Here is a 24,118-nt window from a genome sequence, read left to right as displayed (position 1 = left end):
CAGAAAATGTATCTATTTTTGGAGGGGGAAAAAAGTCCCGGCGCACCTTGGTGCGTCCCGGTATCCTCACTTTACCATGACACTTCCCCTTTGTCAAGCTAATTGATATCGATTCTCTTTATTGTTTCTCAGAGAAGGCGACGGCGATGGCAGCGCCAACACGCGCATTGTGGTAGACGAGCGCCAGGTTGGCCTCAAGGCTCTTACCGCCGGTGAGGGCCTTCACGCGGTCCAGGAGAAAGGGCGTGACGTCCTTGCCGGCAATCCCCTTTTCGTCCGCTTCGGAGAGGGCGCGGGTGATGGCCTCATCGATGACGGCTTTGTCCACGGCCGACTCCTCGGGGATCGGATTGGCGATAACCATGCCCCCCTGGAGGCCCATGTCCCACTTGGTCTTCATGGCCCGGGCCACTTCATCGGGACCGTCCACGCGGTAGTCCACGCCAAAACCGCTCTCACGGGTGTAAAAGGCGGGAAGCTCGTCGGTGCCGTAACCCACCACGGGCACGCCCTTGGTCTCGAGGACCTCTAGGGTCAAGCCGATGTCTAGGATGGATTTGGCTCCGGCGCAGATGACGGCCACGCTGGTCTTGCCCAGTTCCTCTAGGTCGCTGGAAATGTCAAAGCTATCCTGGGCCCCGCGGTGCACGCCACCGATCCCGCCGGTGACGAAAACGCGGATGCCGGCGAGGTCCGCTAGGATCATGGTGGCCGCCACGGTGGTCGCCCCATCGAGGCCACCGCCTACGACAAAGGGCAAGTCGCGCCGACTTACCTTGCGAACGCCTTGGGCGCTTGCTAGGTACTGGAGCTCCTGGTCCGTCAGACCGATCTTGATCTGCCCGCCGATGATGGCGATGGTGGCTGGAACGGCCCCGGCGTCACGGATGATGGTCTCCACTTTCGTGGCCATGGCCACGTTCTCGGGATAGGGCATACCGTGGGAAATGATGGTCGACTCAAGGGCCACCAGTGGCTTGCCAGTTTCGAGCGCTTCCTTGACTTCCGGTGCAAAGGTCATGGGTAAGGACTGCTTGTTCATGCTTTTTCCTCCAGTTCTCTTCGGTTCATCGTGGGCGCTATGGTCTCTTGCGTGACGAGGGCCAGTGCCGCCGCCTGTAGACCGCGCTGTAAGATCTCATCATCTGTCATGTTCTCTAAATCCGCCGAGATGGCCGCCGCCATCATGGCATCGCCCGCTCCCGTCACATTGACCACCTCGACGGGAAGGGCCGGGCGTTTGATGATGCCCGCCACGGTGGCGAGAAGGGCTCCCTCTTGCCCGAGGCTCACGAGCACCTTGTCGACCCCCCGCTCAACGAGCAGGGCCGCCGCTTCTTCCACACCGAGATCGGGATCTCCCGCCAGGAGCCCCAGCTCCCGACGGTTGGGTTTGATCATGCGAAAGGAGGCCAGGTGGTCCACCAGCTTGATACACTTGGCCTCGCTGACGGGTTCGGCGTAAAGGCGCTTGTCTCCCGCCTCGCCCACCAGGTAGTCGATCGTCCTGGCGGGTAGGTTGGCATCGATCACCCAGGCATCCGCAGCCTCTAGGGTATCGCCATGACTCTCTAGATACGCTGGGGTGAGCCGCTCGATGGCGCCCATATCATTGATGGCGCCCACGAGCTCACCCCGGTCATCGGTCATGGCCAGGTACACGGATGTCGCCTGTCCCTCCAGCACCAGGCAGTCCTCGATGCGCACACCCAGGTCCACGAAATGCCGGCGGATCCGATCGCCGTTTGCATCCTCGCCTGTCGCGGAGACAAAACCCACGGAGTGTCCGAGCAGGGCCAGGTTCTCGGCGATATTGCGGCCCACGCCCCCCAGGCTCATGCGTACGGAGCCCGGATTCGAATCCCCGGGGAGGAAGGCCCGGGTGCTGCGGCCCACCAAATCCATATTGGCCCCCCCGATGACCGCCACATCCGTCCGCCGTCCGATGAGATAACCGCGTCCCCGGATGATTCCCTTTTTCATCAGGTTCGAGATGTGCACGGCCACGGAGGAGCGTTTGAGTCCCATGGCTTCCGCCAGCTCGCGCTGACCGATCGTGGGGTCGTTTTCGATCCGTTTCAAAATTTCGCGTTCACGTTCCGTCATATCGTCACCAACTTTTGTTTATATTTTTAAGCTTATGTTTATACTATCATGGGTGCAGACAAAAAGCCACCCCAAATCGGGATGACTTTGAAGGATTCCTAGACATCGATACCCGCACGGGAAAGCTGTCCCTTCTGATAGTAATGCTTGATCTCCGTCATCTCGGTGACCAGGTCCGCCTGGTCGTAAAGAGCTACCGGGCAGTAGCGTCCCGTGAGCACCAGCTCTGCCTTCGGATCCTTCAGTGCGATGAGTGCCGAGAGATCCGCCTCGCTGATCATCCCCAGGTGGTAGGCGATGAATACTTCGTCCAGGATCACCAGGTCATAATCGCAGGGTTCTTGCAAGATCTCCCTGGCCTTCTCCAGGGCCGATCGGGCGGCGGCGATATCCTTCTTCGTGGGCTCTGTGAAGATAAAGCATCCCTCCCCCAGCTGCTCGATGGTCACATCGGGGTAGTGGTCGGCCAGGGCCACCTCGTGGTAGCGCATGCTCTTCACAAACTGACCCACGTAGATCTTCAGACCCGCCGCTGCCGCGCGTAGGGCGAGACCAAAAGCCGCCGTGGTCTTTCCCTTGCCGTTGCCCGTGTAAATGTGTACGTAGCCTAGATCCTCACGCATGATTGCCAAGCACCCCCAGGATATTGTTCTCCTCGCGGTTCAAGATGTAAAAGCCGCGGTTTACCAGATCATCCGCGAGGTAATCGATGGGCTGTCCATCGAGACGCTTCAGGGTTCCGCCGGCCTCTTCCACGATGATCTGCATAGCGCAGGTGTCCCACTTCATCGTGCGACCGAAATTGTAGTAAGCATCGAAGCGACCCGCCGCGATCTGGCAACCCTTCATGCTCGAACCCATGGCGGTGACGGATTCAAATCGATTGCCGAGATCATCCACCAATCGCTTGCTACGTTCCGGTTGGTGGGAACGGCTGATCAGGAGCTTGATTTCCTCCACACGGTTGGACACGTGGAGTTCCTCGAGTTTCTTCCCCTGCTGGAGATGGGCGCCGCCACCGCGGATTGCATAGTAAAGCTCATCCTGGACCGGAGCGTAGACCACCCCCATGACCACCTCCCCTTTTTCCACGAAGGCGATGTTCACGGTGAACTCATCATTCTCCTTGACGAACTCCTTGGTTCCGTCGAGGGGGTCGACGACCCAAAGGGCCTCGATCGTCGGGCTCATGAAGTCGTGGTTCCCCTCTTCCGAGAGCACCTTGTCATCGGGGTAATGTGTTCGGATGCCGTCGCAGATGATCTTGTGGGCCTTTAAATCGGCCTGGGTCAGGGGACTCTCATCCTCCTTGAAGACCACATCAAACTCGTTGTGGTAGACCGAAAGGATCGCATCACCTGCCTTGTAGGCCAAATTCTTGGCCAGCTTGAGCATCTCATGCAAATCGTTCATAAAACTTTCGCCTCCTAAAGAGCCACGCTGCGGCCGGGCCGCAGGAAGTAAAGGGTGGAGGAGGCCACGGTCCAACCGTTGATGACCTCCAGTGCTTTGCGGTAATAAGCCAGCTGTTTCCCGTAGATTTCGACAAGTGCCGGTAGGTTTTCAGGACCGACATGATCGGTCTTGTAGTCCACCAGGTGGTAGACCCCTTCCTTCTCGTAGACCAGGTCGATGATCCCCTGCACATAGGTCTCTCCGTCCTTCATCAGGAAGGGTACCTCCTGGTAGAGCCGGTCGGCCGCGGCGATCTCCGCAGCCAGCGGGCTTTGGAAGAAAGCCCTGAGCTCCTCTTCAAGGAGGGCCCCCGCCTCTGTTTCATCGAGAAAGTGGCGTTCGACCAACCACTGCGACAGCTGTTCAAAATAACGGTCGTCTAACTTTCGTCCAAAATCGATCTTCTCGAGAAAGAGGTGGTTGATCCGCCCGACGTGGGCGGGATCGAGGGCGTGTTCTTCCTTGATCCAGGGCCCGATGGGCGGTCGTTTGACCACGGCGTGTTCGTCGGACTGAGCAGCCTTGAGATCACTCACCGATCGCTTGAGGGGCAGGTGTCGGCGCTCGTGGGGGTAATGCCAGCCCATCACTGCCTCGAGGGTGGCGGGTACCTCCCGGGCCTGGGTGAGCAGGGTTCGATCCACCGTCTTCATGCGCTCTTCCTCTTCGTTCCTCTCCGCCAGATCCGCCCGTCGGTGCAGACGTACACAGAAGGTACTTCCAAAGGGATCCTCCAGAAGTGTCTTCCCTTCCAAGGGGTGGGGGGACGCGGGATGCCCTGTCAAGACCATCATGATCCAGTCGATGTAGCCGGTGGCCCTCCGGAGGAGGGGTGTCTGGGGCGGACGGACCCAGGTCGCAGCCGCCTTGTCCAGCTCCTTGACCGATCCGAAGAGATGCAGGCGGTCCACGGCGCGGGTGAGCCCCACATACAGGATCCTGAGCTCTTCGGAGAGCTGATCGGCATCGATGGCATCCTTTACCACCTGTTTCACGAAGCTCTCGCGTTTCGTCCTTTTATCAGGATCGACCAGATTGAGCCCGATTCCCTCGTCGCGGTGGATCACCATGTCCCCGCGCAAATCCATCTTATTGAATCTTTTACCCAAACCGACGAGAAACACCAGGGGAAATTCGAGTCCTTTGGATTTGTGGATGGTCATCAGACGCACCACATCCTCTCCCTCTCCCACGGTACTGGCCTCGCCGAAGTCATTGCCCGAGATCTTCACGCGCTCCACGTAATCGATAAAGGCGTGGAGACCCGAGAGAGAGAAATGCGCAAAGTCCGCGGCCCGCTTGAGAAAGAGATCCAGGTTGGCCCTGCGCTGCTCACCCCGGGGCATGGCCGCAACGAAGCGGTCGTAGCCCGTCTCGTCGAAAAGACGCAGGAGGAGTTCCTCCACGGTTTCGAAGTGGCTGAACCGGCGCCAGCGGTCGAGCTTGTCGAAAAAGCCCGCCAGCGTCCGGGCGATGGCATCCTCCCCCTCTGCAGCATAGTCTCTGCAGGCCTCGGCATACCCTTGTGAGGCGTCCGACGAAACACGAACGGCCAAGAGGGACTCGAGATCGAGCCCCACGATGGGCGAACGCAAGAGCACCAGAAGGGGCAGATCCTGCAGGGGATTGTCGATGAGCTTGAAGAGCGACAGGATGGTATGGACCTCCAGGGTGTCGAAATAACCCGTTTTTGAGTCGGTGTACAGGGGCAGACCCGCCTCTTCAAAAACACGCTCGTAGAGGGGGGCCATGGGCCCGAGGGAACGCGAAAGGATCACCATGTCAGCGTAGGTGATCTCCCGCTTGACACCCGCCTTGGGATCGTAGGTGGTGGTGCCAAGAGCCGCCTTCACTTCTGCGGCCACGAGGCGTGCCTCGATCTCGATGCCCTTCATCTGTTCGAGATCCTCGTCTAGTTCCTCCTCTTCATCGATGCCCGTCTCCACTAGGTGGATCACCGGTGCCTTTTCGTCGATGTCTTCGAAATCGACGCCGGGAATCAACCGGGCCGCCTCATCGTAGTGCACATCACCAAGGTCCGGCGCCATGAGGTGGTGGAAGAGGAAGTTGATCCCCGCCAGGATCTGATCGCGGCTCCTGAAGTTCTTCGACAGATCGATCCGGAGCCGGTCACCCCCCACGTCCGTACCGTAGGCAGCGTAGGTGGCGGTGAAGAGCGTGGGATCGGCCAGTCGGAAACGGTAGATCGACTGCTTGACATCCCCCACGTAAAATTTATTCGTCTCGCGCTCGAAGGTACGGATGATCGCCTCTTGCAGGGCATTGGAATCCTGGTACTCGTCCACGAAGATCCCATCGAAACGACGACGGTAGGCTTCCGCCACCCCCTCGTTGCCAAGGACCGACAGGGCTCCGTGTTCGATGTCATCGAAGGTCAAGAGCCCTTTCTCCATCTTAAGGGTATAGAGCTTTTCCCTGTAGCTGGCCTCCAGCCCAAAGAGGGCCTCGACCCTGGGTCGCAGGGCCGCGAGATCGCTGCGGAGTCCCGCGACGGTCAAACCGCCGAAGGCCTTCGCCAGGTCATCCATGGTCTTCTTGATCCCATCCCGGAGGACCTTGGCGCTCTCCTTCAGGTCCTGGTCCACCGGATCGGTCTTGCGGATGCTCTTGAGCCTGCCCGCCTTCCAGGAACCCAGGCGCTCGAGACCTGCTTCGAGACCCTCTTCAAATCCCTCGATGATCCTCTCGAACTGGTCGCGGTCGGCGTGTACCGTCTCCAGGTAGGCCTCGGGACCACCGGGATCGGTACAGAGCGCCTCGAGGGCGGCGAAACGGTCGGTGAGGGCGTGGAGCTGCTCGAGAATCTGTCCGCGGAGCGCATCGAGGTAATGGTCATCGGTGTAGTGTGATAGAATCCGCTCCCGCCAGGCCTCCTGGTCCGGTTCACTGGCCAGGAAGAAGGTCAAGCGTCGGACCATCTCCACGAGGTCCTCGTCGTGCCGGTTGTCGGTGTAACAGGCCACCAGATCGAGGAAGGCCTTCTCGCCGGCGGCATAATGGGCCTCCAAGGTCTCGCCCATGGCCTCCTCTTGGAGCAGGGCGGCCTCGTGGATATCGGCCACGGAAAAGTCCGGATCGAGGCCCACCAGCTGGAAGTGCGATCGCAGGACATCGAGGCAGAAGGAGTGAAAGGTCTGGATGTGGGCGCGGCCCAGCCGGTCCAGTTGACGCCGGACGCGCTGCGGCCTCCGGTTTTCCTTGAGTTCGTTGAGCAGGGCCTCCTGGATACGCTCGCGCATCTCACCGGCCGCCGCCCGGGTGAAGGTGATGATCAGGAGGCGGTCCACGTCGATATTGTCCTCCAGGATCATCCGCAGGATGCGGTTGACGAGGACAGCGGTCTTGCCCGACCCCGCCGCGGCGGAGACGAGCAGGTGGGCGCCTTGGTGATCGATGGCCAGCTGTTGTTCTGGGGTCCACTTAGGCATGGTCCGTCTCCTCCTTTTCGATGGCTTCGATGACAACATCTTTCTTCATGCGCAGGAGTCGCTCCGGTTCGTTCCCATGGAAGCGGCGGTCGAACTGACAAATATGACCGAAATCACAGAAGCGGCAGGCCTCGAAAGCGCCGTGGTTCACCGGACGGATGGCGGCCTCGCCCGCCAGGATCCGCCCGCCGATCTCCTTCACCGTGTGTTCCACGTGATCGAGCAGCTGGAAGAAGGCCGGCTCGGCCAGCACCTTTGAATGGGCGTTAAAATCGCCGTCTTTCTTCAGTTTCGCCGGGATCAGGGGCGAGTCGTGTTTCACGGCAAAATCCCTGTCCATGGCTGTGACGAGCGAGACGTCACCGACCATCAGTCCGTCGAGAGAAAGGGCCTTCAGCAGGGCCTCGGCGAGGGCTTCCTCGCTATCCTGCGGAGCGACCAGGGGATCGTCGATCTTGAAATAGAAGACGGCGGCGGGCTCGAGCCCACCGGCTTCAAAGAGCTGGGGATTGTACAGGAGGGCGCGGAGGTAGACCAGAAGCTGCAGCTGGAGGCCGTGGTAGACCTCAGAGAGGTCGAAGGCCTTCTTGCCGGACTTGTAGTCGATGATTTCCACGTAGGTCTTCCCGTCGCGTTCGTAGAGGTCCACACGGTCGATAACGCCGCGGAGCTTGAGGAATCGCCCGCCGGGCAGTTCGAAGACCATGGGCGGAATCTGCTCCCGGTCGCCAAAGGCCAGTTCGAAGGCGCGGGGTTCGAAATCACCCCGCTGCACCTGGTACAGGATCACCTGGGCAGACCGTCTGGCCACGCGACGCACCTTCTCGAGAAGATGTTGGTTTCTGGCCGTCTCCTCGAAGATCCCCCGTTTTTTTGTCGTCCGGGCGGTTTCCGATACGATGTCGTCCACCAGGCTGTTCATGTGCAGGGGCGTGAGCTCGTCGAGTGGCAATCCCGTGGCACGCATCCGCTCGATGAGCTGTTCGACCACGCCGTGAAAGAGGGTGCCGATGTCCATGGCGTTGACCTCGTAAGTATCCCGCGGACGCGGTCTCAAACCGTACTGGAGGGTGTAACGAAAGGGGCACTGGCGGAAGGTCTCCAGGGCGCTGACGCTGAGGGTGGGTCCCCCGCGGTATAGTTTCTCCACGGTTTGCGGACTCAGGTTCCCGGCCCGATTGTCGTAGAGAAGGGCCTCGCGGTACCATTCGGCCTTGTCGGGTTCCTCCCGGTCGAAATAGGCCAGGGCCGAGAGCGCACGCTCATCCACGCGACCGCGGTCGAGGGACCAGCGGAGGTCCGCGAGCATCTGGTCCTCCACAGAACCGGCCAGGCTATAGGGATCCTGCTGGGGCGCGTTCACGAAGACACCGGGGAGCATCTGACGGAGGCGCTCGGTGAGGAGGGCGGGTTTGAGGACCTTCCCCTCCTCATCGGACTCTGGATAGCTCAGGACCAGGGCCTCCGTAGGTGTGGTGAAGAGCTCGTAGATCTTGATCCGATCCTTCTCCTCGCGAAGGTGAACGCTCATAAGCGGGGGGAGTCCCTCGCGCTCGAGATCCGCCAGTTCCTCTGCCATGAAGATCACCTCATCGGTGGTGTCCGCGGGAAAGCGTCCGTCGTTCATACCCAGGACAAAGAGCACCCTGGGATGGGACAGCTTGCTGCGACGGAGGGTCCCTACCATCACGGCATCACTGGCCGGCGGGATGATCCCCAGCTCGTGCTCGGACAACGCCGATTCCACCAGGTCCACAAAGGCCCTGAAGGACAGGGTCTCCTCGCCCATGAGCTGGGAAAGCTGGTGGAAAAGATCCGTGAGGATCTGCCATACCTGGGCATTCTCAAGGGCTTTCTCGAGTAGCCCCGCTTCTTCCATCTCGACCACCAGGGCTTCCTGACGCTCGTGGATCCGATGGTCATTGAGATAAGCACCGATGATCTCGATACGCCGCGCTACGGTTTTCTCACGACGGAGGGCATCATGGAGACCAAAGAAGGGTTCGAGCACCGTCCGCCGCAGGGTCTCCAACGCTTCGTTGTCCTCGATCGGCAGGGTCCACTTCTTGCCACGATAGCCACGGGCCAGCGCAAAATTTTCGAAGGTGGCCAGATCCGCCTCTACGAAGGGGGTTTTCATCCAGGTCATCATCTCGGTCATGGGGTAACCGCGATCCATGGCACGGAGCATGGAGACCAGGTAGAGCACGAGCGGATTATTCTCAAGACCCACCAGCTCATCGATGAAGTAGGGAATCTCGTGCCGTTTGAAAAGACGGGCCACGAGACGGCGGTAGTCTGCCATAGAAGAGGTGACCACGGCCATGTCGCCGTAGCGCATCCCCTGGCGGGCCAAGGCCTGGATCTTGGTCGCCAGCAGTCGGACCTCTTCTGTCACATCGCCGCAGGCGGTCAGGGACAGGCTCTCGTCAGAATCGGAGCGTACATTGAAAGGATAGGCGAAGAGATTCTTCATCAAAAAGGTGCGTAGGTCGGAACCCCCGTGGTCTGCGATCAGGCGTGTTTCCAGGGGAATCTGCCGCTCCGCGGCCATTGTCGCAAGTCTTTCGCGTGCTTCGACCACCGGTAGAAAGAGGCCGGCATCGGGGGCGTGATCTGCTTCGGGGGCCAGCAGGGAGATGGTGACCTGGGGGACCACATCAAAGAGACTGGCCAGCACTTCGAAATCCGCCGCGGTAAAGCCGTCAAAACGGTCGATAAAGAGGTGGGCGTCCCTCAGGATAGGAGCCTGGGGGGCGATATCGGCGAAATGTCGGTAGAGGGCTGCGTCATCATAGTAGACGTCCCCCAGTGCCTCTTCGTATCCCCGGTAGAGGGCCGAGAGGTCGCCGAGCTTGCCGGTGAGCAGTGGATTCGTCAAGCGGTCGGCGACGCGGTCGAGGACCACATCGTCAATGCCGGAGTGTTTGAAATCCTCGATCTGTCCGGCCATGGTGGAGAGAAAGCCCCGTCGGTGGGCACTCTTCTCGTAGTAAGTCAGATCGGTCTTCTGGATCACGCGCCGGAGGAGCAGGAGCTTGCCCGCTCGGTCGATGGGGTCCCCGGGTAGATAACCCACCTCTTGTTGGACGCGGTAGATCAACCGCTTGAAGCTGAGGACCTCGATAGAAAAGAGACCCGGCAGTTTCCGCTTTTCGATCAACTCGCGTTCTGCTTCGAAACTATACTGGTCGGGCACGAGCAGAATCTTCACCCGCGCCTCGGATGTGAGCATGGCATCGTACAGGGCGGCCGAACGCTCGCGGCCATCACGCCCCAGGATCAATTGGATCACAAATTTTCGCCTCCTTAATGAGGATGAAATGAGAAAGAAGAGGGTCTCCGTATCACGCGATACGCCCTCTTCTATAGTTTAACAGACCGATGAAGCCGATGGAAAGAGAAAGGGCCAGGTGCAAGATCAGAATCCGCACGGCCATGCCCATGAAGAAGGACTCCGGTAGCATTTGGATCAAGATTTCGGTATTCGGGTCCAGTAGCCACAGATCATTGGAGAAGAACAGCTCGTGAAAGAGTACGAAGGTTCGGGAGAAATCCACGGCCATGGCCAGACCCAGGAGTCCTCCGAAAACCAGGGTCACCAGCATCTGTCCAAGGAGCACAGGATAGAAGGGTTTCTTTCTGCCAATGTGCCATAGGGTGCCCATGATGAGCAAGAGCAGGGCCACGAACCTCAGTCGGTCGAGCGTGACGAAGATGGCCTTCACATCGACCATATGCTCCTTCTCCCGCCAACCGAAGATCTCTCGGCTCTCTCCGTGTACGGGAAGCACAAAATCCAAGTGGTCCGTATCATCGGCCAAGTAGGCGACGAGGCCCTGTGCCAGGATCATCAGGTCCTCCTTGGCGATTCCTGTCCGCTCCACCGTCCCATTCTCATCGAACTGGTCGGAGAAGTAATCCAAATCGAAGGCGATGCGCTGTACGCTGGTCACGAGTAGAAAGAGCGCCAGCGCTATGGCCAGTAGCAGGGTCAGCGCTTTATCCGCTGAGTTCTTCCAAGTCACGGAGCACCTCCTCTACATGCCGGCTCACATCGACATCCCGGTAACTGAGAAGGATCTTTCCCTCTTCATCCATCAAAAAGGTGGAACGCTTCACACCGAGAAAACTCTTACCGTACATCTGCTGTCGTTTGATCACACCAAAGTCATGATGGAGAATCGCTTCGGTATCCGCGAGAAGATCATAGGTGATGCCACAGGTGGAGGCGAACCGCTTGTGCCGATCGACACTATCGCGGCTGATTCCCACGATATGGACGCCGTGGTCTCTGAAGACCTCCAGGGTCTCCATAAAGGCGCGGGCCTGTAGGGTGCAGTTTTTCGAGAAATCACGCGGATAAAAATACAGGAGCGTAAGGTGTCCGGCGAGATCCTCGTGGGTGATGAGATGTCCCTGTTGGTTTTTGAGAGCAAATGATTGCATCATTCTGATTCACATCCTTCTTTTTGACACTACCCTCTACTTACCCCCTTTTGAATCGGGTTAACGCTAGAATCCACCTTTGGTTTATCGTTATTCTTTGGACGATCTTAGCGCCCCCTACAAGGAAAGAGCCGGTCCTTCAGGACCGACTCCTTGCCCTTCTCATTGGATGCTTCCGACCACAGGCCGATGGGCCTCGAAGATCACGTCTTGCCCCGCTTGGTTGGGGTGCGGGTCGCAAAAACGGTTATAAAAACCGGTCAGATAATCCTTCTGGTCCCCATAGCTGTTGAAGGTCGTGTAGACATCGACCACCCGGTAGTCGAAGCTATCGGCGATGCGGTCACCCCAGCGGGTGTTGTCCAGGGCCATGGTCTCTGCGATGAGGTGGTTCAAGCCGAGGTCCCCTCCCGTGCTCTGGGAAAAATAGGGGTCTACCAGGTTGTAGTAGGCATCGCTCTCCCGGTAGGGATTGTACACCGTCATGACCACCAGGGTCGCATCGGGATTCAGCTCTTCGATCTTATCGATCACTTGGGGCCAGTACAATTCGAAATTGTCCCTGCCCGCGTCGGCTTCAGACCAGTTTATGTTGTATTTGTCGAGTCCATAGAACGTTCGTTCGGCGGCATCCATGATGTCGTTAGCCCCAACGCACAGGGTGATCAGGTCGGCCTCGGCAATCACACCGGACAGGCTATCGATCTGGTAGAGCACATCGACGGTGTTATGACCGATGGCGCTGGCATCGATAAAATCACCGGAAGCGATGGACAGGTGGCGAGAGAGCTGTTCCACGTAGCTATCCGCATCGGTACCATCGAAAAGATAGTTCCAAACGTTCGTGTAGTACTCACCGTAGGGGATGGAATCCCCGAGGGCCAAGTACTTGGGCGGAGCTGTGGTCACCGGTTCGATGGTCACCGTCACATGGGCCGTCGAACCCCCGTTGAGCTGGTAATCGAAACCACCCGTACCGGCAGAGCCAGGGGTAAAGGTGATGTCCGATCCGTTATTGACCGCCGAGCCACCCGTCACGTTGGTGACCGCCTCGATCCACAGATCGCCACCATCGACGTCCGTGTCGTTGGCCAGCACGTCGATGGTGATGGGGGTCATTTCGTTCGTCGTCGCCTGGTCATCGACGGCCACCGGTGGCTCGTTGACCGGCGTACTCTCCTCCACCGTAATAGAGACGGTCCCCACGTCCGTGGCACCGCTGCTATCGGTGACAGTTACCTCAAAGACATCCTGGCCGATGAAGTCCGCATCGGGCGTGTAGGTGACCTCAAAGCCGTTGGCGGTGGCATCACCATTCACTGGGGTTACGCTGATCTGTGCGTTCAACTGATCACCCTCAGGGTCCGTGGCAACGAGCGTGCCCGTGACCGGTGTGTTCTCACTGGTGGTGAGAGCCAGATTCTCCGCTGTCGGCGGATCGTTCACGGGACTGATCGTGATGGACACGGTCCCCACGTCCGTGGCGCCACTGCTATCGCTGACCGTCACCTCAAAGGCATCCTGGCCGTTAAAGTTAAGGTCGGGTGTGTAGGTCACCTCGAGACCGTTGACGCTAGCAAAGCCGTTCGCGGGCGACCCGGTGATCTCGGCGGACAGCGCGTCTCCCTCGGGGTCGGTTGCATTGAGCGTACCCGTGACCAGTGTATCCTCATCGGTGGTAAGGGTTAGGTCCTCTACGACCGGGGGCTCATTGACCGGTCCGCTCTCTTTCACCGTGAAGGTGGCGTTCAGACTATCCGACACCGTCCCATCAGTAGCTGTCACCTGCTCTTTATAGATGCCACTACTGGAACTCACAAAGCTGAAGGTCGCTGAGACGTTCACTCCCTTGGTCACAGAGTCACCGACCATTGTCAGATGATCCGATCGGTCCCAGCTCAGACTCCCCGATCCCTTGTACCGAGCGGTCACTTCGAAAGTATAGCTTTCTCCTTCCGACAGGGTCATGGCAAAATCTTCGTTCGAGATGGTCAGATTCGCTTCGTCCGTTGGTTTGGCAGCAAAGGTCAAGCCGCTCATGCTGACCAAGAGTGCGAACACAAGAAGCAGAGTCCAGCCTCTTTTCACTTGTTGACAGTACATACTATCCCCTCCTCATGGGTCATCTTAGTGTCAAACGAATACTGTATAAACCAATGCATAAGCACTGGAATTGCTGCAATCTATAATTCAAGAGGCTTCCCTCCCCATTTTAGGTTTCAATACTCCCCAAAATGTGTAGGTGATTAATATCCGACTACCAAGCACCCGAAAGGAGTTGGCCTCTTGAATACGAATTTGGTGACCACGCTACTTTTTATGCTTTGTGCGCAGTCTTCAGTCATTGAGATCCTCATGATTCTCAACTTTGCGATCAATTACAAGAATGCTAAACCTGAAGGTCCATTGAGCCTTAGGTACCAGCAGTTCCAAATCGATCAACCTCCGCTTATTGAAAAGATCGATTACACGAGCTACCACAAGCGGATCAACGACTATTTCCTCGCTACAGGAAAGAAAATCCGTCCTGTTCAGCGTCGAGGTGGTGCGAAGGTCCCGAGTCACGTGAAATGCCCGTACTGCAAGGCGCCTCATAAATATCTTTACCGGAACAACGGAAACAAGGGAAATCAATACCGATGTAAAGTCTGTCATCACAACTTCAACATCATGACCGACCGTGATCGAAAGCCTTTCACCCTAAGATGTCCCCACTGCGCTAAACCGCTAGATAGAATTAAGGAGCGTGACAACTTCAATGTGTACAAATGCAGAAATGATCAGTGCTCTTTTTATCTCAACAATCTTGCGGCCATGTCGGATGCAGACCGCGATCGTTTCGAATGCTATCCCACGCTTTTCAAGGTTCGGTATATCCACCGTGTTTTCAACGGCAACTTTAAGGAACTCTCACGTGAATCGATTGATCTTCCGAAGGTTGATCTCTCGCGCATTCACGCACCACACTATATCCTTGGACTCATTTTGAGCTACCGGATCAACTATGGCCTTACTGCTAGGAAAGTCTCGCAAATCATGCGCGAGGTCCATTGTTACAAGGTTTCTGCCCAAACTGTCCTCAACTACTGCGAGGCTGCAGGCTACATCGTAAAACCCTTTTTGGATACCTACGACTATGACTTGTCCGGTTCCTATGCAGGCGATGAAACCTATATCAAGATCAGGGGTAAGCATGCCTACATCTTTTATTTCATCGACACCGTCAAGAAGATACTGCTCTCGTATTATGTCTCAGAAAGACGAACGTCTACTTGTGCCATGAAGGCACTTGCCTACGTGAGAGAAAAGCTATCTCCCTATGATGGTAAGCCTACTTTCATCACCGATGGAAATCCCATCTACAAGCTGGCTCAATACTTCTACGCAGAGCCCGAAAAGAACGGTGGGACGCCGGAAGATAAGTTTGAGTTCGATCTGGTCACGGTCTATGGGCTCACAAATGATGATCCGATTTCAACGGAGTACAGACCGCTCAAGCAAATCATCGAACGTTTGAACAGAACCTTTCGGGCTTCTTATCGATTGACCAATGGCTACCATGCTTATCACGGATCCGTTAGCCATGTGAACCTGTTTGCCGTTCACTTCAACTTTCTCAGAACCCACAGAAGCCTGGGGAACAAGGTGCCCGTTCCGATTACAGAGATTGAAAAGCAGAAAGACATGCCCAACAAATGGGTGAAATTACTCCACCTTTCGCAAGAAAAAATCCTGGAGCTCCAAAGGGTAGCTTGACCCTGTCGAAGTTGATAGCTACTACCAGCGGTAGCGCACTACCGCTACTTCTTGTGCTCAAATTTCTCGTCCGTTGCCTTTTCCCATAGCTGTCGGGAGGCCTCGAGCCGACCTATGGTTTTCATAGATCTTTAGACACTACCTGGGTCATGATCCCCAGCAAGTTGAACCGTAAAAAGCAAGATCGATTCGAACTTCTACCGTGGATCTATGTAGGGGCGATCTGATCAGCAGAGAGGACAATCACTTTCTTAATTTTTACCCCTCATTATGTCAACCAATCCATCAGCGCATTAGATGATCGACAGTTGCATTTTCTATCCCTCCAGCTCGCGGATCAGTTTTTCCAGCCGATCGTACAAGGGATCCACCTCCAGTTGGGTCAAGAAGCCGTTAAAAAGCTCCATCAGCTCCAGGTCCAGATCATCATCATACTCATCGGCCTCACCATCGTAGATAGGATAACGCTCATAGCAGCATTCCCTGTAAGCTTCTTCCAAGAGGTCCCGATAGGTGTCGAAACGGAGACCACATCCCGACACATAGGTCGGCGACGTTCGGCGAGTGTAGAGACCACTGAGAAAGACCTCCGCTGGCTCCCGACCCATGCAGTCCACCCGCTTGGTGGCCTTGACATAAAGATGCGCAAGATCCTGAAAGACCATGGATCGTACCTGTCCCGAACGATCGAAGGGGTGGTTGTCATCATACCAGGCCAACGGGTACTGATGGTCGATCAACCACTCGATCAGCTCGTCAAATTGCAGTCGGATCCAATCGACATCTACCTTTTCCCCCTTGCGACCCTCTCTTGCCGCCCCTTGCCGCTGCCTTTCGTCTCTCCATACCAGCATCCTTCTCAACCACCTTTCTCATACAAAATAGAACAAAAAGTCTGCATATTCAGTATACAGGATTTCTCGAGAAAAGAAAACATTCGTTCTCTTCGAGAGTAAAAAAAACGCCCCCCATGGATCTGAGGAGCGTTCTGCCTTAATCGTTGTCAGGGTTAAAGCGTTCTAGTGATTCCTGGAGGTACTGCTGGATGACGTTTTGTACGTTTTCGTCACGGAGGATCACGGAGATCTCGATCCGGCGGTTCTGCGAGTAGGCCGTTTCAGACGTGCCCGAAGCGATGGGTCTGAACTCCGAGTAACCGCTAGAGGCGAAGTAACGTCCGTACTTTCTTTCCAGGGAACCGTTGGAGTTCATCAGGTAGTTGACCACCGCGGTGGCACGCTTCGACGAAAGATCCCGGTTATAGGCACCGGAGCCTCGCTCATCGGTGTGCCCCTGGATGGCGATGGCATCGATGCTCGCCCGTGTGTCGGGGTCATCGAGCACCTCTTCAAAGGCCACGGCCAATTGGTCGAGCAGCCCTTTTCCTTCTTCCTTGATGGTGAAGGAGTTGAGGTCAAAAACCAGGCCCTCATTGATGACGATGTTTCCGTTGTCGGCGATGAGCACGAGCTCCTCGCCCTCCCGGTTGGTCTTGCCCAGGGTATCCTCGATAGCTTGTTTGACCTTGGTCAGGACATCGAGCCTGAGGACGGCGATACCCTCGAGCTTCTGGCGGAGATCGCCGAGCTCTCGATTGGACTCCGCGATGATCTCGCGCTGCTCATCGATCTCATCCTGGCTGATCTTCAGGGCAATTTCACCCTTTTTCACCTCGGCAGCCGTCTTCTCCAGTTCATTCTGCAGAAGGCGCAACTGGTCTTCGGCGTTGGAGATCTCGAGCTTTGAGGACTCAAGCCGCAGTTCTGTATCTTCCAACTGCTTTCTCGCATAGTCCAGGTTTTTACCCGTGATGATGTTGCTGATGTAGGCGAGGAGCATGAGGAAGAACAAGATCAGGGCGATGGTCGAGATCATGTCCGTGAAGGCGGGCCAGAAATTATCCGGCTCGCGATCGAATAGTCGTCTTCTCTTACGCATGACCCATCACCTACTCCGCTCGTTCTGAACGTACGGTTTCGACGGTCTCTTCGCTACGGTCGCTCTTCAGATCCTCTGTGAAGTCTTCAAAGGTCAGGCTCATGCGCTGGATATTGCTCCTGAGGTGGTGGTTGAACTCCGAAAAATCCCGGGTGTTATCGGCAAAGGTGTTCAGTGACCCTTCGAAGCGATCCATAGCGCGGTCGATGGCCTCGGCAGCCGTGGCGATGTCGTTGGACACGACGGTCAGGCGGTAATTGAGCGCGCTGGTGATCTCCTGCATGGACGTGGTCATCTCTTCCGAGAGGCTGCCGATGGTCCGTTCGAAACCGGAAGTATCGGCGCCGGCAAAGCCCCTGCGTCCCAGGTGGTTGTCGAGGTATTCCTCCACGGCCATCATGTAGCCCTCACGGTATTCGGGGATCCCGATGAACACGTTGAGGATGTTGACGATGATCGAAGCGGCGATACCGAAGAGTGAGGTGACAAAGGCCACGCTCATGCCCTCGATGGCGCTGAGCAGTCCGCCGGTGATCGAACCGACGTCACCCACCACGGCGTTTTCCGTTTCCGTGAGCAGACCCACGAGCTCGGCGATGGACAGCGTGAGGCCAAAGAAGGTACCCACGAGACCGAGAACGATCATCAAGCTGATGGACTTCGAGACAAAGCGTTCTCTCACGAGCAGTCGCCCGAGGTAGCCGTGCAGGTGCTTGTCCACGATGGCACCGGCGTTTACCTCGGAAACACCGCTGTCGATGGCGGCCTTGTAGTCCTCCACCATCTTGTTGTTGACACGGAATTCAAAGATTCCGTTCGTCCGGTTGTCCTGCCGCTCGATATCATCGAGCAGTTGTTTATACTGACGTCTGGCGCCAAATGATAAAGCGAGCGCCGCGAGTAAAATGGCGATAATCGTTCCGATGATCCCGATGGCCACGGGATGTAGTCCGAACAGCATAGCATCATGCCTCCTTGAGATGTTCAGGTGCCGCGTCTTCTCCTATGAAGAGTTGGTTGTCTTGCGATGACCTTAGCATATACAAACGCTGTGACCACCCGATGAACATAAAGGCAGATGCTTGCAGATTATGAAGGTTGGAGGCCGTCCGCTTGCATCCAAGCCTCGAAGAGGTCGATCACTTCCTCGGTAGACAAAAGGCCGTGGTAGCGAAAGGCGTAGACCTTCCCGTCCTTCGCCGCCACCAGCTCTCGCCAGTATTCGTCCTCGTAGATGTAGTAACCACTTTGATTTCTGTAGGTCTTGCCGGGTTCGTACCGCCCCAGCGTCACATTTTCTCCCAGTTCCCTGGCCAGGGGCTCGGCCAAAAAGGCCAGGCGGAGGGTGTAGATCTGCCCGCTGTGACTGGGTGAGTAGGCACCACTGCCATCGGGCCACATCCTGTCCTCATCGACGGCACGCTCGTAGGTCTCCCGTATGTGGGACAAGAGGTTGGTCTCTTCTATCACTTGGGCCCGTTCGTAGGTATCGATCCCCTCTTCCGTCCCTTCAATCCAACGGGGCTCCTGGTTCATGGGCCGCCGATCACCGGCGCCCATGAGATCGAACAGAGGGATACCGATGGCCAGGACACCGATCAAGAGTATGAACAGGTGGTGGCTCCACCCCACACTCTGTCCTGAGAACCCACCCACCAGGGCACGGCGTTGGCGGATCAGATCGTAGAGGGAGCTCAGCTGCAAGAGCACCAAAAAAGGATAAGAAAGGAAACTCCCCTCTACCAGGCGCGTCAGGGGACGGCTACCGGTAAACAGGATCCACCCGAAGAAGACCACCATGAAGAAGGTCAGTCCCGATACCCACCAGATCTGATGCTTGAGGGATACCTTTTTCTTTTCCCTCTCTTCCGCCGATATCCGGTCGAGATTCGGCAGGTGCTGGGGGCCCTCCATAATCCACTTGTCCTTGATCTTCTCGACCTCTCGGTAACCGGCTTCCAGGTGGGCCTCTCTCGCCTGCTCATCGAAGACCACGCGGTGCTTCACGAAGGTAGGTCGGTCCTCCTCAAAGACCAGGTGAAGAAATCCCTTTCGCGACAGGACCCATCCGTCGGCCGCCTCTGCGTCCAAGCGTTCTTCCAGTTGTGCCACGTGATAGCCTTTGTCGAGATACCCAACACGTTTCTTTCTCATCTCAAATCCCCCTGTATGTACATGGGCAGTGTATGCCGCTGATGCTTCTTCCACCAGTCTACCAGAGATTGACAGATCGCAAGATTAAATAAAGATAAAGAAGACCCGACAACTCGTCAGGTCTTCGATCGGTACTAGTAGCCCGCGTGCTCATCGAGCAGGATCAGGTGCATCCGGTCGGGATCCATCTGCCGGGCGATCACAGTGTAGGCGTTGCAGATCCTATCGGGTGAATCGCAATCGGAACAGATGCCCGTCACTGCGCAGGGGGTCTTGCGCTCGAGCCGGCGGTTGTTGGCCGGTGCGGCGATGCGGCGGTTACGCTCGATGGCCTCTTCGATGTCCGGTACGATCTTGTTCGTTCCGCAGACCACGATGACCTTTTTCGGCCCGTAGATCATGGCCGCCACGCGGTTACCGCGGCCGTCCACGTTGTAGAGCTCCCCCTTTTCCGTCAGTGCGTTCGTGGAAGTCAGGTAGACATCGGCGTCGAAGGACCGCACGTAAATCTCCCGGATGTCGTCCGGCGTGAGCCCCTCGGCAGTTCGATCGAGAAAGGTGTAGGATCCTCTGCCGAGGAAATCCAGGATCCCCGTTTCCTTCAGGGTCATGGAACCACCGGCCGAAACGACGCTACCCTCGGGGATGAGTTCGGCGACTTTCGCGAGGAGCTGGTCGCGATTTTCCACGTGGTGCGCATTGATCTTGTGTTTTCTGAGGGCCTTCAGGGTCCGCTCGATCCGCTTCTCTTCTACATACAAACGATGCTGATCCATGGTTTTCTCCTTTTCTCCAGTGTACGGGGTGCTTTCTATAGACAGTGTATCGAAAAAGAAGCGCAGGGGCAATTTAAATCACCCTAGCACTTCTTGAAACGGTAACCGGCACCCCAGAGGGTCTCGATGTACTGCGGTTCCGCGGGATTTTTCTCGATCTTCTCGCGGATCCTCCGGATATGAACCGGCACGGTGGCCAGGTCCCCGGCCGCTTCGAGACCCCACAGTCTTTCGAAGAGCTTTTCCTTTGAAAACACCCGATCGGGATTTTCGGCCAGGAGCAGGAGCAGTTCAAACTCTTTGTTCGTCAGCGTGGTCTCCACCCCGTCGACGAACACCCGCCGAGATCCCCGCTCGATCCTCAAGCCGGCGATATCGATGTCCAACGTTTGGGTTTGGCTAGTGAATCTCCTCAGATGGGCCTTAACCCGCGCCACCAGTTCCTGGGGGCCGAAGGGCTTGGTCACGTAGTCATCAGCCCCGAGACCGAGGCCGCGGATCTTGTCCACTTCCTCCTGTCTGGCCGATAACAGGATGACCGGGATATCACGCTTCTGTCTAAGCTCCCTGAGCAGGGAGAAACCATCGATCCCCGGAAGCATCAGATCCAAGATCAAGAGATCCACCGATGGATCCATGGCGGCCGCGAGACCCGAGGGGCCGTCTTCGGCGATCTCCACGTCAAAACCCTCCATCTCCAGGTAATCGCGCTCGAGTTCTGCGATGGCCCTTTCGTCTTCTACGATGAGAATGCGCATCTCATCCCTCCCTTCTCAAGGTCAGGTGCAGGGTGGTTCCTTCACCCTTGGTGCTCTCTGCCCAGATCTTACCGTCATGCGCTTCCACGATGCTCTTGGCGATGGCAAGGCCGATCCCGTGTCCACCGATCTGGCTCGAGCGCGCCTCATCCACCCGGTAGAAACGATCGAAAACGCGGTGCAGCTTATCCGCCGGAATACCGGACCCATTATCGGCAAAGGACAGGCGAACGCCTTTTTGGTCTGCTGCGACCGATAGCCTCAGGAAAGGTTCTTCTTTATCCATATACTTCACCGCATTGTCCACGATATTATCGATGACACGCCTGAGCTGCTTGCGATCGGCCGATACCAGGATCCCCGCGGGCAGGTCGGAGACCAATTGAAAGGCAACGCCCCGCTCAGCGAGGTCAAAACTCACCTCTTCCACACAGTCTGCGACGAAAGACCTGACATCCACGGGCTCGAGCTCGAGCGGCAGGCGGTCCACATCGTGGGTGGTCACGGTGGTCAGCTCCACGAGCAGGCGGTCGAGATCGCCCACGTAGCGTTGAATGATCTTGAGGTAGCGTCTTCTTTTCTCCTCCGTATTGGCCACGCCATCGACGAGTCCCGATACGTATCCGCCCAGGGCGGTGAGCGGTGTCTTGAGATCGTGGGACAGATTGGCAAAAAGTTCGCGCCGGTTTTCCTCGTAGGCTCTCTTTTCCACCTCCGCTTCGGCAAGGGCCGTCTGCATTTCATCGAAGGCCCCCAGGACCTCGCCGATTTCATCCTTCTTGCCTCTCTTGATCGGCGTATCGTAATGCCCCTGCTTGATACGCTCGGCCACGCGTTTCAGCTGACCCAGTGGCCGCAGGAAGTATTCTGCGAGCAGCAAGAGAAAGAGGAGATGGAGGCCGATAAAGAGGGCCAGAAACCAAAGGGGGTCGATGCCCGGTTGCTGGGGTAGGTCGCGAAAGCGTTCCTTGAGGTTGCGGCTCTCGAGCAAACCAATCTCAACTCTTGCCCTACCGTCGGCAAGGTCGATCCTCCGCACGATCTGGCGCTTTTCCCCCTGTACAGAGACCGTCGGGTCGCCACCGGACAGCACCGGTCCTCCGTCCGCCATCGTCACCTGGTACTCAATAGGGAAAAAGAGGGCGATGAGCTCGAGCTCCTCCACCAGCTCCACGGTGGTGACGCTCGAACTCTGGGCATCCAGGCGGTCGGCGATCTTTTGCTCCAGGCTGGATCTTTCCGAGACCAGGTGGGTTTCCAGCCTTCGGTTCACATCCTCCCGCAGTTCGCGCTGGCTGGCTGTGAACACATAGATGAATAGAAAAAAGGGCAGGAGGATGGCCCCCAGATACAAGAGCAGCATCTTACGTTTGAGCGTCATCGATCTGAGGACCACCTTTCTGTTTACTCGTGGCGCAGGGCCACGATGGGATCGAGTTTTGCTGCCCTGCTCGCCGGGTAGATTCCGAAGAACAAGCCGATACTAGCCGACACGAAGAGGGCCATGGCCAGGGCATCGATGGACAGGCCGACGTGCATGTCCATAATCTGGCCACCCAGAGCGGTGAGCGCGGCCCCGAGGCCAGCGCCGATACCCCCTCCGATCAGGGCGAGCAAGAGTGCCTCTATTAAGAATAGTAGCATGATATCCCGGTGTTGTGCACCCAGGGCCTTGCGAATACCGATTTCCCGGGTTCTCTCGGTCACCGAAACCAGCATGATGTTCATGACACCGATGCCACCCACCACGAGGCTGATCCCGGCGATCGCGCTGATGAAAAGGGTGATGGTCCCCATGGTCTGGGAGACCATCTCCATCATGCTTTCTGCGCTGAAGCTATTGTAGAGACCCTGACCCGTGTTCCCGTGGAGCCGCTCTAGGATCGATAGGGTTTCGGCCGTCGCCGCGTCGAGGTCCACCAGATCATCGAAGGTCACGGAGATACTACCGATGGATCCGTTCTGGTCCAGGGCCAGCAGTGTCGTATAGGGCGTGTAGGCCGTCAGGCTCCCCGAAGCGGCCAACTCGGTGGTCATCTCGTAGACCCCGATGACCGTGAAGGCCTGGGTGCCCTGTCCCATCCTTACGAGCAGGGTCTGTCCGATCGGCACCTTGGTCCCGAAGGCTTCTTCGGCCAGATCCGACCCGATCACCAGCGTGCGGTTGCGGTCGAGCACATCGAGATCCGTCAAGAAACGGCCCGAGACCAGCTCCAAGTTCTCGGATGTAAGTCCGGCTGGAGCCGTACCCGAGAGGGAAAGCTGGGAGTCCGAGAGATCACCCACCAGCGTACCCGTGGAGCTCACCTTCGGTAGCGTGTAGACCACACCCTCTACGCCCTCTTCGATGGCGGTGAGATCCGAAACCCCGAAGCGATCGGAAGGCCTTAAGCTCGCACCTCTGGCGTAGTTGATGGTCACCGTTCGCAGGCCCAGTTCTTCGAAGTTCTCATTGACCTGGGCCTGGGTTCCATCCCCCAGGGAAACGATGGTCACCACTGAGGCGATACCTATGATGATGCCCAGCATGGTGAGAACGGCCCGCATTTTATTCGATCGCAGGGCGGAAAGGGCTATGCGCAGTGCTTCGAAACTATGCATCTTGGTTCACCTCGATCCGCTCCAGTTGCCCGTCTCTAAAGTGCAGGACCCTTCTGGCGTGGGCGGCCACGTCGTGCTCGTGGGTGACCATGAGGATCGTGGCCCCCTCGCGGTGGAGCTCGGAGAAGAGATCGAGCACCTCGGCACTGGAGACGGAGTCTAGATTCCCAGTGGGCTCATCGGCGAGCAAGATCGCCGGCCGGTTCACCAGGGCCCGGGCCACGGCCACGCGCTGCCTCTGTCCGCCGGATAGCTCCGACGGTCTGTGTTCCATGCGGTCCGACAGACCCACGCGGGCCAGGGCTTCCGTGACACGCTCCTGTCTTTGACCAGTCGGTACACCGGCGTAGATCAGCGGGAGCTCCACGTTGCGGAAAGCCGTCAGTCCGGGGAGGAGGTTGAAGGACTGGAAGACAAAACCGATCTTCTTGTTACGCACGACGGCCGTTTCCTTGGACGTGAGGGCCTCCACATCGATCCCATCGAGGGCGTACTGGCCCGTCGTGGGGTGATCCAGACATCCGAGCACATTCATGAGGGTGGATTTTCCCGAACCCGAAGGGCCCATGATGGCCACGTAATCGCCGGATGCCACCTCAAAGCTGACGCCCCGGAGAGCACGCACTTCCGTCTCTCCCTTACCGTATTTCTTCTCAAGATCTTTGATGCGAATCAT

General features: G+C 57.3%; 19 protein-coding genes. 1 reads left to right on the top strand and 18 read right to left on the bottom strand.

Going from position 1 to position 24,118, the window contains the following annotated elements:
- Positions 1-118: 118 nt before the first annotated feature.
- The 9 genes from ACULM0_RS11945 to ACULM0_RS11905 all read right to left on the bottom strand — a co-directional run bounded on the left by ACULM0_RS11945 (position 119) and on the right by ACULM0_RS11905 (position 13,562).
- Positions 119-1,042: a pseudouridine-5'-phosphate glycosidase gene (locus ACULM0_RS11945; protein ID WP_463677760.1), complete on the bottom strand. Its 924-nt coding sequence runs from the start codon at positions 1,040-1,042 to the stop codon at positions 119-121.
- A complete protein-coding gene (locus ACULM0_RS11940) occupies positions 1,039-2,106 on the bottom strand; it encodes a carbohydrate kinase (protein WP_463677759.1) in 1,068 nt (355 codons plus the stop codon). Before ACULM0_RS11940 ends, ACULM0_RS11945 begins: the two co-directional genes overlap by 4 nt.
- A gap of 98 nt (positions 2,107-2,204) precedes the next feature.
- On the bottom strand, positions 2,205-2,729 hold the full coding sequence (locus tag ACULM0_RS11935) for a cob(I)yrinic acid a,c-diamide adenosyltransferase (protein ID WP_463677758.1): 525 nt from the start codon (positions 2,727-2,729) through the stop codon (positions 2,205-2,207).
- The gene (cysQ, locus tag ACULM0_RS11930) at positions 2,722-3,519 is read right to left on the bottom strand and encodes a 3'(2'),5'-bisphosphate nucleotidase CysQ (RefSeq protein WP_463677757.1); all 798 of its coding nucleotides are present in this window, start codon (positions 3,517-3,519) and stop codon (positions 2,722-2,724) included. Before cysQ ends, ACULM0_RS11935 begins: the two co-directional genes overlap by 8 nt.
- 14 nt (positions 3,520-3,533) lie before the next feature.
- Positions 3,534-7,010, bottom strand: coding sequence for a helicase-exonuclease AddAB subunit AddA (gene addA, locus ACULM0_RS11925; protein WP_463677756.1), 3,477 nt, complete (start codon positions 7,008-7,010; stop codon positions 3,534-3,536).
- Entirely contained in the window at positions 7,003-10,305 is a 3,303-nt protein-coding gene (locus ACULM0_RS11920) for a PD-(D/E)XK nuclease family protein (RefSeq protein WP_463677755.1), read from the bottom strand. Before ACULM0_RS11920 ends, addA begins: the two co-directional genes overlap by 8 nt.
- Positions 10,306-10,357: 52 nt before the next feature.
- Complete coding sequence (locus ACULM0_RS11915; protein ID WP_463677754.1) at positions 10,358-11,038, bottom strand: TIGR01906 family membrane protein; 681 nt, start codon at positions 11,036-11,038, stop codon at positions 10,358-10,360.
- Positions 11,013-11,462 (bottom strand): peroxiredoxin, encoded by a 450-nt coding sequence (locus tag ACULM0_RS11910; protein WP_463677753.1) that lies wholly within the window; start codon positions 11,460-11,462, stop codon positions 11,013-11,015. Before ACULM0_RS11910 ends, ACULM0_RS11915 begins: the two co-directional genes overlap by 26 nt.
- A 159-nt stretch (positions 11,463-11,621) precedes the next feature.
- Entirely contained in the window at positions 11,622-13,562 is a 1,941-nt protein-coding gene (locus tag ACULM0_RS11905; protein WP_463677752.1) for an Ig-like domain-containing protein, read from the bottom strand.
- 183 nt (positions 13,563-13,745) lie between these two features.
- Here ACULM0_RS11905 and ACULM0_RS11900 point away from each other — a divergent pair, with 183 nt between their 5' ends.
- Positions 13,746-15,215, top strand: a complete 1,470-nt coding sequence (locus ACULM0_RS11900; protein ID WP_463677403.1) for a DDE-type integrase/transposase/recombinase — start codon at positions 13,746-13,748, stop codon at positions 15,213-15,215.
- 317 nt (positions 15,216-15,532) lie between these two features.
- Here the strand turns inward: ACULM0_RS11900 and ACULM0_RS11895 are convergent, their stop codons facing one another.
- The 9 genes from ACULM0_RS11895 to ACULM0_RS11855 all read right to left on the bottom strand — a co-directional run bounded on the left by ACULM0_RS11895 (position 15,533) and on the right by ACULM0_RS11855 (position 24,118).
- Positions 15,533-16,069, bottom strand: a complete 537-nt coding sequence (locus ACULM0_RS11895) for a hypothetical protein (RefSeq protein ID WP_463677751.1) — start codon at positions 16,067-16,069, stop codon at positions 15,533-15,535.
- 139 nt (positions 16,070-16,208) lie between these two features.
- Complete coding sequence (locus ACULM0_RS11890) at positions 16,209-17,153, bottom strand: OmpA family protein (protein WP_463677750.1); 945 nt, start codon at positions 17,151-17,153, stop codon at positions 16,209-16,211.
- A gap of 10 nt (positions 17,154-17,163) precedes the next feature.
- On the bottom strand, positions 17,164-18,114 hold the full coding sequence (locus ACULM0_RS11885; RefSeq protein ID WP_463677749.1) for a hypothetical protein: 951 nt from the start codon (positions 18,112-18,114) through the stop codon (positions 17,164-17,166).
- Positions 18,115-18,242: 128 nt separating this feature from the next.
- A complete protein-coding gene (locus ACULM0_RS11880; protein WP_463677748.1) occupies positions 18,243-19,307 on the bottom strand; it encodes a hypothetical protein in 1,065 nt (354 codons plus the stop codon).
- Positions 19,308-19,441: 134 nt separating this feature from the next.
- Positions 19,442-20,083 (bottom strand): lactate utilization protein, encoded by a 642-nt coding sequence (locus tag ACULM0_RS11875; RefSeq protein WP_463677747.1) that lies wholly within the window; start codon positions 20,081-20,083, stop codon positions 19,442-19,444.
- Between the two features lie 83 nt (positions 20,084-20,166).
- The gene (locus ACULM0_RS11870; protein WP_463677746.1) at positions 20,167-20,841 is read right to left on the bottom strand and encodes a response regulator transcription factor; all 675 of its coding nucleotides are present in this window, start codon (positions 20,839-20,841) and stop codon (positions 20,167-20,169) included.
- 1 nt (position 20,842) lies between these two features.
- A complete protein-coding gene (locus ACULM0_RS11865) occupies positions 20,843-22,222 on the bottom strand; it encodes a sensor histidine kinase (RefSeq protein ID WP_463677745.1) in 1,380 nt (459 codons plus the stop codon).
- A gap of 23 nt (positions 22,223-22,245) precedes the next feature.
- A complete protein-coding gene (locus ACULM0_RS11860; protein ID WP_463677744.1) occupies positions 22,246-23,442 on the bottom strand; it encodes an ABC transporter permease in 1,197 nt (398 codons plus the stop codon).
- Positions 23,435-24,118, bottom strand: coding sequence for an ABC transporter ATP-binding protein (locus ACULM0_RS11855; RefSeq protein ID WP_463677743.1), 684 nt, complete (start codon positions 24,116-24,118; stop codon positions 23,435-23,437). The genes ACULM0_RS11860 and ACULM0_RS11855 overlap by 8 nt, the downstream gene beginning before the upstream one ends.

It is taken from the genome of Halotolerantifilum yawarlongkerapense, from assembly GCF_054506745.1.
The sequence above is the reverse complement of the archived record's forward strand: the minus strand, read 5'-3'. Positions and strand labels throughout refer to the sequence as shown.

Coding starts and splice junctions, on each gene's coding strand:
- ACULM0_RS11945 (WP_463677760.1), bottom strand. CDS start 1,042: ATGAACAAGCAGTCCTTACCCATGACCTTTGCACCGGAAGTCAAGGAA.
- ACULM0_RS11940 (WP_463677759.1), bottom strand. CDS start 2,106: ATGACGGAACGTGAACGCGAAATTTTGAAACGGATCGAAAACGACCCC.
- ACULM0_RS11935 (WP_463677758.1), bottom strand. CDS start 2,729: ATGCGTGAGGATCTAGGCTACGTACACATTTACACGGGCAACGGCAAG.
- cysQ (WP_463677757.1), bottom strand. CDS start 3,519: ATGAACGATTTGCATGAGATGCTCAAGCTGGCCAAGAATTTGGCCTAC.
- addA (WP_463677756.1), bottom strand. CDS start 7,010: ATGCCTAAGTGGACCCCAGAACAACAGCTGGCCATCGATCACCAAGGC.
- ACULM0_RS11910 (WP_463677753.1), bottom strand. CDS start 11,462: ATGATGCAATCATTTGCTCTCAAAAACCAACAGGGACATCTCATCACC.
- ACULM0_RS11905 (WP_463677752.1), bottom strand. CDS start 13,562: ATGTACTGTCAACAAGTGAAAAGAGGCTGGACTCTGCTTCTTGTGTTC.
- ACULM0_RS11895 (WP_463677751.1), bottom strand. CDS start 16,069: ATGCTGGTATGGAGAGACGAAAGGCAGCGGCAAGGGGCGGCAAGAGAG.
- ACULM0_RS11890 (WP_463677750.1), bottom strand. CDS start 17,153: ATGCGTAAGAGAAGACGACTATTCGATCGCGAGCCGGATAATTTCTGG.
- ACULM0_RS11885 (WP_463677749.1), bottom strand. CDS start 18,114: ATGCTGTTCGGACTACATCCCGTGGCCATCGGGATCATCGGAACGATT.
- ACULM0_RS11880 (WP_463677748.1), bottom strand. CDS start 19,307: ATGAGAAAGAAACGTGTTGGGTATCTCGACAAAGGCTATCACGTGGCA.
- ACULM0_RS11875 (WP_463677747.1), bottom strand. CDS start 20,083: ATGGATCAGCATCGTTTGTATGTAGAAGAGAAGCGGATCGAGCGGACC.
- ACULM0_RS11870 (WP_463677746.1), bottom strand. CDS start 20,841: ATGCGCATTCTCATCGTAGAAGACGAAAGGGCCATCGCAGAACTCGAG.
- ACULM0_RS11865 (WP_463677745.1), bottom strand. CDS start 22,222: ATGACGCTCAAACGTAAGATGCTGCTCTTGTATCTGGGGGCCATCCTC.
- ACULM0_RS11860 (WP_463677744.1), bottom strand. CDS start 23,442: ATGCATAGTTTCGAAGCACTGCGCATAGCCCTTTCCGCCCTGCGATCG.
- ACULM0_RS11855 (WP_463677743.1), bottom strand. CDS start 24,118: ATGATTCGCATCAAAGATCTTGAGAAGAAATACGGTAAGGGAGAGACG.